The organism is Photobacterium phosphoreum (genome assembly GCF_002954725.1).
GTDB lineage: Bacteria > Pseudomonadota > Gammaproteobacteria > Enterobacterales > Vibrionaceae > Photobacterium > Photobacterium phosphoreum.
In genome coordinates, this window is record NZ_MSCQ01000001.1 from 1,949,094 (window position 1) to 1,960,174 (window position 11,081).

Consider the following 11,081-nt stretch of genomic DNA (forward strand, 5'->3'; position numbering starts at 1 on the left):
AAGATTATTCCTTCTCAATCGTCAATCAGTGAAAATATTAACTCTACAACACGTGATAAGTAGATTCCCTATCTCGTTCGTAACCTCACTGTAGGGAATGACGGGGGGTTAGCTCGTACATTCACTGTAGGGAATGACAGTGGTTGGCTAGTGCATTCACTATAGACAATGATGGGTTGGCTCATACATTCACTATTAAGAGTGACGAAGGTTTAGGCACTTTTTCTCGACCCTAGACCCTCGTCCCTTCATACCTGTTCTCTACTTATTATCACTCGCATAACTATAGTTGTAATAACCATAGTTGCCACCATAAGTTGAGCTGGCTTTGCGTACCACGGCGTTAAGAATACAGCCTTTGACTTCAATACCATTTTGTTCAAAACGGTTTTTAGTCACTTCAATTTCTTTGACTGGGTTTAAGCCAAAACGCGCCACAATCATAGTTGTGCCCGCGTGAGCACCAACAATCGCGGGGTCTGTTACGGCTAGAATCGGTGGCGTATCCACTAAGACTAAATCGTAATTTTCAGATGCCCAATCTAATAACGTTTTTAAACGCGGATGCATTAATAGTTCTGATGGGTTAGGTGGCACTGCGCCACGAGCGATAAAATCTAGGTTTTCAACACCCGGTGATTTAATCACTTGCTCAATGCTTTGTTGACCACTTAAGTAATCCGCTAAACCGGGCTTACTATCAACACACATTTGGCGTTCCATGCGACCTTTACGCATATCGGCATCAATCACTAATACGCGTTGACCACCTTTCGCCATTACTGCTGCCATGTTAGCCGATACAAATGACTTACCGATACCCGGACTCGGGCCTGAAATCATCACGATATTATTACGTGCTTCCATCATCGCAAAGTGTAGGCTAGTACGTAAGCTACGTAGTGCTTCAATCGATAAATCAGCTGGGTTGGCAACCGCTAGTAATGCTTGATTGATCTGTAATTGCTGTTTTGATTTAAATTTCTTTTCTAAATCAGTTTGCCAATCAGACAGTGGAATAGAGGCATAAACAGGTAAACCTAATGCTTCAATTTCATCAGGGCTTTCAACGCCACGGTGCAGTGCTGCGCGTAAAAAGGCAATCGCGACACTTAACATACCGCCAAGTAAGGTTGCTAATACCACAATTAACGCTTTCTTGGGCTTAACTGCATTAGTGTAAACTTGCGCAGCATCAAGAATACGCACATTACCCACAGTGCTGGCTTTAACAATGTTCAGCTCTTGCACTTTATTGAGTAATTGCACATAAATTTGTTGGTTAACTTCAACATCACGGGTTAGGCGTAAAATTGCACGTTGCGTTTTAGGTAACGTTTCAATGCGTTTATTTAAGCGACTCTGCTCTTTCATTAACGTTTTACGTTTATCCATTAATGAAATATACGCAGGGTGTTCTTTGGTGAAACGCTGTGAAATATCAGTTTCTTTAAACGTTAACTGATTTAACTGTGACTCTAAACCAACCATAGATTCAAGTGCTGATTTTGCTTCTAAACTTAAATCTACTGATTCATTCTGTTGACGATAAGTATTAAGTTTATCTTCTGCTGCCGTTAGCTGAGTTTTAATTTCAGGTAAATGTTGCTTTAAGAACACCAAACTATTTTCAGCTTCAGCAGAATTACGTTCTACGTTTTGTAAAAAGTAGTTTTTACTGATGTCATCAACAATCGCTTTAATATCAGCGCGGTTCTCACCGGTCATTGATAATTGTAAAATACCGGTTTGTTTACCTTGTTCAGCCACAGCTAAATTACGTTGTAAATTTTGAATTGCGTCAAGACGGCTTATTTTTGATAAAGCGAATTCAGCACCTTTCACTGCTTGTAAATCTGTAACAAAAAGTTGGTAACCGTTCACTTGGGCTAATTCACCCACTTTACCGGTTAATACTTTACGACTATCACTGTCGTTAAGTTGATATTGACCTTGTTCAGCATTTGTTACCACGATTTGATAACCGCCAAGTTCACGGCCATCAGCAACAGTAAAACGAGAGACGTTAATAAAATGCTGTTCACCCATTAAGCGGGCTAAGCCTTTACCAACAACAGGAAGATATTCAGGGCTAACAACTGTAGTAAGGTTTAATTTATCAACCGTTTCACCTAAAACCATTCGTGATTTGATGATTTCAGTTTCAGTAGTGGCACTTGATTCACCACCACCAAACATTTCTGCCATGTCGCCACCAAGGGCTGGCATGCCTGAACTTTTAGCTTCAATTTGAATTAATGCATCAGCTTTATAAATTGGGGTAGCAAGTAAAGCATAACCGATGCCGACAACAGCAAAGATAAAGGTGGTGATAATAATCATCCAGCGGTTATCAATTAAAATACCAAACAGTTTACCGATATCGACTTCATCCGTTCCTGGAGAAGTATTTGGTTGTGGGGTTTGAGCAATACTCATTAAGTAAAGATTCCGATGTTAAATTTTTAAGAGATGAGGAGGAGCCAAGGCATCATCCAAAAGTTAAATATGGTTTACAGCACTCGATAAGTAGATTTTCTATCGCCCTCGTAACTTCACTTAGCCCATTATCCGTCATCTCGGAAGTGAGGTACGAGCTATCCGTGATCTACTCAAAGCGTGATCGAGCGTTAAAGAAGCCAGTGAATTCAATAACTCTACAACGCGTTAGTAGTAGATTCCCTATCGCCCTCGCGGGCATTCACTGTAGGGAATGACGGAGGGTTATGATCGAGCGTTAAAGAAGCCAGTAAATTCAATAACTCTACGACGCGCGGATAGTAGATTCCCTATCGCCCTCGCGGGCATTCACTGTAGGGAATGACGGAGGGTTTTAATTGAGCGTTAAAGAAGCCAGCAAATTCAATAACTCTACGACGCGCGGATAGTAGATTCCCTATCGCCCTCGCGGGCATTCACTCTAAGGAATGACGGAGAGTTTTAATTGAGCGTTAAAGAAGCCAGTGAATTCAATAACTCTACGACGCGCGGATAGTAGATTCCCTATCGCCCTCGCGGGCATTCACCGTAGGGAATGACGAAGTTAGGGTTAGCATTCACTCTAAGGAATAACGGGGGTTAGAAATCTACAACTTCTTCGCCCAAGCGACTGCTGCTTGATCAATCAAATCATATGCATGATCAAATGCTTCTTTACTCTGACGATAAGGATCGGGAATATCTTGTTGCCCAATCCATTGTCCAAATAGCATCGTTTTGCCGCGTGCTTCTGGGGCTATATTGCTAACAGCCTCGATATGACCTTTTTCCATCACTAAAATCAGATCATAATCACGACATAATTCACTGGTCACTTGCTGAGCCTGATGACCTTCAAGTGAGTAACCATGCGCTAATGCTACCTCTGAAGCCATTTTATCAGCAGCTTTACCCGCTAACCCGCTTTTAGCTGTGCTAACACCTGCCGAAGCAATTGTTTTGTTCGGTAGTTTAGCTTGCAGAATACGTTCGCCAGAGGGTGAGCGACAAATATTACCCACACAAACAACAAGAATTTTATTGAACATAGGAATAGGGTTCGAGTAAATAGGGTTTAAGGGACGAGGAAGAGCAGGAGCAAGCAAAAGCAAAAGCAAAAGCAAAAATAAGGTTTTTAGGGACGAGGACTGAGGAATATAAAGATCAGGAACGCGGTTTTTAGGGACGAGGGAACAATGTTTGCTTGTTACTCTTCCTATTTTTACCTTCTTTTCCTATTCTTACCTGCCCTTACCTTCTTTTCCTTTCTTCCCTTCCCTTCCTCAAATCATTACTTCAAATTCATATAGTAGTTCATACCTTCAGAAAGCTGATTAAAGCTACCAATGGTTGGCACAAGTTGCTGGATAACACGGTTCCAACGTGCAATTGGCGCAGCCGTTACGTATACAACATCATAAGGCTGTAATTCAAACTCAGTACCAATTACTAATGCGGTCGCATCTTTAATATTTAACTGATAAATATTAGCAGCAGGACTATGGGGTGTTTTGGTTAAATCGGCATGGTTAGCACGAATAACAAACACTCCAGTTGCATCAGCTTGTAATTCATTGATGCCGCCAACACTGCTGAGCGCTTCAGTTAAGCTCATGCCTACACGATCAATTTTAAGTAATTTAGGCTCTTTAACTTCACCAAGCACAAACACTTTTTGCGCATCGTTGCGTGGCACATGCACAATATCACCGTTGCGTAATAAACGGTTTTGCATTAGATCGCCACGTTGCATTAATGCATACAATGATAAGGTTTGATCTTTACCATTACGGGTTAAAGTCACATTGCGCCAATCAGCATCAGCCGCTAAACCACCCGATTTATTAATCGCGTCAAGTAAGGTTAAAGGCACATTGGTAATTGGCTGTTGCGCAGGTGTTTTTACTTCGCCGGTTACATAGGCCTTTTGAGCGCGAAATGCTGCCACGTTAACATCGACTTGTGGTTTTTCAACATACTCTGCCAATCGCTGTGCTATATCACTTCGAACCTGAGTTACCGTTTTACCTGCAACTTTCACTGTACCAATATATGGATAAAAGATAGTGCCATCCGCATGTACCCAGTTACCCGCTTCTTCTGCACTACGGTATGAACCTGCAGGAATGGTTAATTCAGGGTGATCCCAAATAGTGATATTTAAAATATCACCAGGGCCGATATGGTATTCATAACTGCTAAGCTCTTGTTCTAATTTAGTGTTTACCTGCGCGGCAACTTTCGCTACTTTAAATTGGCTAATATTATTAGCAGTTAGAGGGAACACATTCACTTGTTGATCAAGCGTAGGTTGTTCCGAATTAACTTCAGCAACGTGCTTACCATCAAGGCTAAGATGCGATCCTGGCATACTACAGCCTGCTAACATTACAGACGCAACTGCTGTGACAAGCAATTTTTTTGATAATTCCATTAGATTAAGTTCATCTCAGCATTGATGGAAAGGGATTGGATTCATTACAAATAAGCATGCTACCGCCCGAAGGTTACAGCTCCTCATTCGCTTTAATAAAATATGATTTTTTTGTTGACTCTAATACATAAACGCCATGAATATATAATAATAACAATTGGCATGTGAATTACATGGAATTACATATATATGTAAAAACAACCGATCACTGACATTTGGATTATTTATATTGCTGACGGATTCTACTTAATTTACATATAAAATGAAATATAAAAATTTGCCCATTTACTATCTATATACTACCCAAAAAAATATGTAACCAATTGTAATATAACAATCACCCACAAAAAGAGCCGTTTTTCAATCCATAAGTTAAAATAATACTATTTCACAGTTAATAATAGTGATGAATATCACACTTTATACACATGAACGCATAAAAGGTAAAAAAAACTTACATAGTTATATGCAATTATTCGGTATAATTATTAATTCAGTGGATCAATGGTTCACCATTAAAAACGTCATTTTATTGACAGCCTATATTATTTTTATCAATAAGGATTTACATCATGAAAAAGAATGCATTAGTTCTTCTAGCAGCTATGGCTATGTCTTCTTCAGCATTTGCTGGCGGTTATGTTGCAGATGATGCAGCAACACAAGCAACGACAACAACTTCAGGTACAGCAGCTGGTACAACAACAGCTGTAGGTACTGCTGCTGGCGTAACGACTGCTGTTGTTGTTGGTGCAGCTGCTGCTATTGCTGCTGTTGCCGTTGCTGCTTCTGATTCAGGCAACACTAATTCAACAACGACTTCTACTTCTACTTCAGTTAGCGCTGCTAAGTAATTAATGAAGTTTGACCTGATAAAAATTTAGGTTAATGAAAAAATAACCGTGCTGGCCACGGTTATTCTATTTTGTAAGCTATTCGATTATTGCAATCTATAGCTCTATTAGGTGGCCTATCGGAAGCACTACTCATGCTTAAAAATATCATTCGTTCCCCTATTTCAAAGCTGTTGCTGATATCGGCAACAGCTTTATTCGTTTCTGGCTGTAGTCAAAAAATCAATAGTATTAATGATACGGTTCGTGTTGCTGTGCAAGGTACTGCTGATATTCATAAATCGGCTAATACCATTGCAGCATTACCTTATGCCAGTACCTACGTTCGTATCGATAACCAATCGCAACTATTTATGGTGTTAGCACTGGCTGAATCAGCCACAGGTGAAACAATAACCACTCCGTCTTCTAAAACATCACCACCATTACTAAAATGGCTTGCCAGTGATCATGGAATGTTGGTTACGCAGAGTGGACGCATTGTAAAAACAGTTAATTTAGCCGCTGGTAATTTATCAACTACCACCAGTAAAACAGTTGATCCGCTTACTTTAGGGCTGCATCTCGCAACAACACCCACAACATGGCAACGTCATATTGATTGGCAACCTGGCTACCACAATGGTTATCAACTAGATTCACAATTTGTGTTTGACCAACCAGAAGTATTAACCATTAATGGTAAATCTGTGCCAGTACTACGCTTTAGCGAAAATGTCACCATCAAGCAACTTGACCGTCACTACAGCAATACTTTCTGGATTGAACAACGCACCGGAAAAGTGGTAAAGAGTCAGCAATATATTGCACCTGATTTACCTAGCGTTGAAATGACTATTCTTAAACCTTTTGGCTAACGGTAGCGTATTTATGTTTTGTTCATTTTTCACCACACCCACTCGTTACCGCTACTATGCCCTTGCGAGTTTATGCTTATTTATTTCCCTGCCAGCAATGGCACAAAGCATGATCACATTACATGCTAATGGCTCTTCAAATACAGCGGTAACTTTGCACTACGCTGAGCCAGTACGATTAGCACAAGTTGTTAGTGACAGTCTTAAACAACGCACCAGTACTGCAACACCCTATTGGCTTGGCAGTAGCTTACGTTCGACTCACGAACCAGAAACCAAGCAAGCACTGATCAACCAACTGACACTGTTAAGTCAACAACACAGTGACGATGCGACAGTCAGTGATAGTTTTACGAATACCGCCCAATGGTTACAGCAACACATTAAAACCGAGCGCCTACCTGTTGCGATTGATATCGATAAAGTACGATTGAAAAAAATCGATAACCCACTATTAAAAGGCAACTATCAGTTAACACTCGCTGCTCGCCCGACTTCAATCATTATTATTGGTGCAATTGAAAAGCCACAACAGCTTGAGTGGCAACCTCGAATGGCAGCACAAAATTATCTAGATCAAGTTACTCCCATTGATATTGCGGCTAACAGTTACGTTACGGTTATCCAACCTGATGGCGTGATCCAAAAGCACCCGATTGCTTATTGGAATAACAACCATAACGATATCGCACCAGGCGCAATTATTTATCTTGGTTACCAATCTGTGTTCCATGATTACAGAGACTTAAACCATGATATTTCTTCAATGCTAATCAACAGGACGTTGTAATGAACTCTGTCACATCGGCTAACACTAAACACAACATATATCAGCGTCCTTTGTTTGCTTTATCCACTTTAGCGATTGCGTTACTGCCCTTCTGTTCGGCGCAAGCAGATGAATTTAGCTATCCTGAACTACGCTACTCTAACAGTGATTTTGGTGGCGTGGGTTTAATGCAGATGCCCACTGCACGTATGCAACCAGAAGGTGAATTTACCTTTGGTACCACTATTAGCAGTGATTACCACCACTACTGGGCGTCATTACAACTATTGCCATGGCTAGAAACCACCATCCGTTATACTCAAGTTCCTGACCTTTATTACAGTGGTGACCAAAGCTTTAGTGGTGACACCTTATATACTGATAAAGGCATTGATGTAAAACTGCGTTTATGGCAAGAGTCTTATTGGTTACCAGAAGTCGCTATTGGTATTCGTGACCTCGGCGGCACTGGTTTATTTGATGGCGAATTTATTGCAGCTAATAAACGTGTTGGACCTTTAGATTTTACGCTCGGCTTAGGCTGGGGTTATATCGGTCAACGCGGTAATATCACCAATCCATTATGTAACATTGATGATGCTTTTTGTGACCGTAACAATGGCTTTAAAGGCAATGGCGGTAGTTTTGATACTCAACGTTGGTTTAAAGGTAATGCCGCTCTTTATGGTGGCGTAGAGTACCAAACCCCATGGCAACCTTTACAGCTAAAACTTGAGTATGACGGTAACGATTATACTGATGATTTCCGTGCTAATCGTGGCCATGACATGACACCCAAGTCACCGTTTAATGTGGGTGCAGTTTACCAATTAACGGATTGGGCAACGGCTAACATCAGTTATGAGCGCGGCACCACGGTGAGTTTTGGTTTAAGTGTTAATACTAACTTTAATCAACTTAAAGCCAGTTGGTTAGATGAGCCAATGCCATCAGTAACCACCACGCCAACAGCAACTGAACTAACGGCTGAACAATGGCAACAATTAGCTCAAGATGTTAATAAAATTGCTGGCTATAAAAATCCGACGATTTACCAAGATGGCGATAACAGTATTACTGTGGTTGCCGAACAAGTTAAATATCGCGATCGTGATCAAGCCCAATTACGCGCAGGGATCTTACTTAATAATCAAGCTCCTGTTGTCAAAGAATTTAAGATAGTTGAAACGGTCGCTAACCAACCGATCACTGAGACAATACTTAACCGCCAGCAACTGCTACAAGTGGCAAATAATGATTATATCGGCAGTAACATTGCTGATAGTCGCACCACCGCCGCACCACAAGATATTCAAGGCCAGCCAATGGTTGATCTCAATAAGAATTGGAATGTCGGTATTGCACCAACCCTACAGCAATCATTAGGTGGCTCTGAAGGCTTCTATATGTTTAATGTCGGTGTGACTGCAAGTGCTGATTATTGGTTTAATAACCACTTTACTGTTGGTGGTTCGGTTTATTTAAACCTTTACGATACCTACGATAAATTTAAATATGATATACCGCCAGATGGTACCCATAATAAGCGTGTCCGTACTTTAGTGCGTCAGTACATTACTGATAACACATTACGGATGAATAACTTACAGCTAACCTGGTTAGATCAAGTATCAAGTGATTGGTATGCACAGGCATATGCAGGTTATTTAGAAGTGATGTTTGGTGGTGTCGGTGGCGAGGTGCTTTACCGCCCTGTTGGCAGTAACTGGGCATTGGGGCTAGATGTCAATTATGTTAAGCAGCGAGATCCGCATTCGGCGTTTGGATTCTTTAAAGATCAGAACCAATATGATGATCATTTAGGACGACCATACGAAGTCCAAACAGGCACCACTACCGGTAATTTAACTGCGTACTACCAACCACAATGGCAATGGTTACCTAATACATTGTTAAAAGTCAGTGCTGGGCGTTATTTAGCTGAAGATACAGGCGTGACTATCGACTTCTCGAAGCAATTTGATAGCGGCATTATTGCGGGTGCTTTCATTTCTAAAACCAGTATGTCAGCAGAAGAATATGGCGAAGGCAGCTTTAACAAGGGGTTCTACATCTCGATTCCATTCGATATTTTAACCGTTAAACCAAGCACCAGTCGTGCTCATATTTCTTGGTTACCGATGAACCGTGATGGTGGTCAAATGTTAGGCCGTCAATATCATCTTTATGACTTAACAGATGGTCGTCAACCATGGAGCGGACGTAAAGCTTTTAGTAACTAAAGAGTATTAATACATCGGTAACTCATTTTTTGAGTTACCGATTTTCGTCATCATTCGACTCATTTTTTATAAATACACACTTTTTAAAAATATGTAAAAAGCAAATAACCCCAAAAAATATACCAAAAAAGGATAATATAATTCCTTATTAACAGATTGTTACACTCTAAACACCAAAAAAAATGAAACACCGTTTAATTGCTATGTCATTCAAAAAAAATGCATTATTATATGTGAAAAATATATCCCAATAGCGTTTGTTATTGTAGGGTATAGACAAGCACTTTCATATAATAGTGCGAAAATTACCGGCTTAAGTCGGATCTATTACAATTAGGAAAATACGGCAAATATTATGAAAAAAACTTTTCTAGTACTACCTCTTGCTCTTCTTGTATCTGGCGCGGTAAATGCTGCAACAGATAATCCTTTTTATGCTGGTGCTCGTTTAGGTAATAGCTTCTACGATATTAAAGACAGCACTAACAACATCGATCTTGAGAACAAAAACCTTTCAGGTGGCGTTTTTGCTGGTTACCAAATCACACCATGGTTTGCAGCTGAAGTGGGTTACACTAACCTAGGTAGTGCTACTGATAAAAATAGTGAAGGCAAATTTACAGCTCAAGGTGCAGACCTTGTTGGTAAATACTCTTACGCTATCAACGACAAAATTGATGTATTCGCTAAACTAGGTGTTTTCTACTACGATTGGAATGCTAAAAACGGCGCAACAGGTAGCGACAATGGTTTCGCTTCAACTGCTGGCGTTGGTGCTGAGTACTACATCAATAACAACGTATCTACACGCGTTGAGTACCAATACTACAAAGATGTTGGCGGTGCTGACATTCAATTCGCTGGCGTTTCTCTAGCATACCATTGGGGCGCTCCAGCACCAGTAGTTGCTCCAGAAGTTGTTTATGTTGATCAAGTATCTGTAGCAACAATCGAAGAGCTAAAGCTAACTGTACCTTTCGCATTCGATAGCACTCAAATTACTGCTGGCGATGCAAGCAAATTAGCACCTTTCGAAGAACGTCTAAACGCATACCCTGACGCAACAATTACTGTTGTTGGTCACACTGATAGCACTGGTCCTGAAGCATACAACCAGAAACTATCTCAAGAGCGTGCAGAAGCTGTTGCTAAAGAACTACGTGCACACCTAAACGTTGGTGAAGATCGCGTTCTTAGCGAAGGTCGTGGTGAGCTAGATCCTATCGCATCTAACGATACTGCTGAAGGCCGTTCTGAGAACCGTCGTGTAGACATCATCGTTCCTGAGCTAAACATCGAAACAGTTACTCAAGTTGTTGCTCAGTAATTATTACTGACTATAAAGCTTAGTACTACGTGTTTATTAGGTAACGAGTAAGCGCTGAAAATCCGCCATCACTTCACGGTTATGGCGGATTTTTTTGTTTAGAGGAAATTAAGGGAGGG

General features: G+C 40.7%; 8 protein-coding genes. 5 read left to right on the plus strand and 3 right to left on the minus strand.

Annotated elements, in window-relative coordinates:
- Positions 1-261: 261 nt before the first annotated feature.
- The 3 genes from BTO21_RS08470 to BTO21_RS08480 all read right to left on the minus strand — a co-directional run bounded on the left by BTO21_RS08470 (position 262) and on the right by BTO21_RS08480 (position 4,912).
- A complete protein-coding gene (locus BTO21_RS08470) occupies positions 262-2,439 on the minus strand; it encodes a polysaccharide biosynthesis tyrosine autokinase (protein ID WP_045030704.1) in 2,178 nt (725 codons plus the stop codon).
- 647 nt (positions 2,440-3,086) lie between these two features.
- Positions 3,087-3,527, minus strand: coding sequence for an arsenate reductase/protein-tyrosine-phosphatase family protein (locus BTO21_RS08475; RefSeq protein ID WP_045030706.1), 441 nt, complete (start codon positions 3,525-3,527; stop codon positions 3,087-3,089).
- A 242-nt stretch (positions 3,528-3,769) separates the two neighbouring features.
- Complete coding sequence (locus BTO21_RS08480) at positions 3,770-4,912, minus strand: polysaccharide export protein (protein ID WP_045030708.1); 1,143 nt, start codon at positions 4,910-4,912, stop codon at positions 3,770-3,772.
- A gap of 572 nt (positions 4,913-5,484) precedes the next feature.
- Here BTO21_RS08480 and BTO21_RS08485 point away from each other — a divergent pair.
- The 5 genes from BTO21_RS08485 (at position 5,485) to BTO21_RS08505 (ending at position 10,962) form a co-directional block, all read left to right on the plus strand.
- A complete protein-coding gene (locus BTO21_RS08485; protein ID WP_045030710.1) occupies positions 5,485-5,766 on the plus strand; it encodes a hypothetical protein in 282 nt (93 codons plus the stop codon).
- Positions 5,767-5,900: 134 nt separating this feature from the next.
- Positions 5,901-6,623 carry a YjbF family lipoprotein gene (locus tag BTO21_RS08490; protein WP_045030712.1) on the plus strand — a complete coding sequence of 241 codons (723 nt, stop codon included), beginning with the start codon at positions 5,901-5,903 and terminating at the stop codon, positions 6,621-6,623.
- Between the two features lie 13 nt (positions 6,624-6,636).
- Positions 6,637-7,413: a capsule biosynthesis GfcC family protein gene (locus BTO21_RS08495; protein ID WP_045030714.1), complete on the plus strand. Its 777-nt coding sequence runs from the start codon at positions 6,637-6,639 to the stop codon at positions 7,411-7,413.
- Positions 7,413-9,635: a YjbH domain-containing protein gene (locus BTO21_RS08500; protein WP_045030715.1), complete on the plus strand. Its 2,223-nt coding sequence runs from the start codon at positions 7,413-7,415 to the stop codon at positions 9,633-9,635. Before BTO21_RS08495 ends, BTO21_RS08500 begins: the two co-directional genes overlap by 1 nt.
- Positions 9,636-9,990: 355 nt before the next feature.
- Positions 9,991-10,962 (plus strand): OmpA family protein, encoded by a 972-nt coding sequence (locus BTO21_RS08505; RefSeq protein ID WP_045030718.1) that lies wholly within the window; start codon positions 9,991-9,993, stop codon positions 10,960-10,962.
- Positions 10,963-11,081 lie beyond the last annotated feature (119 nt).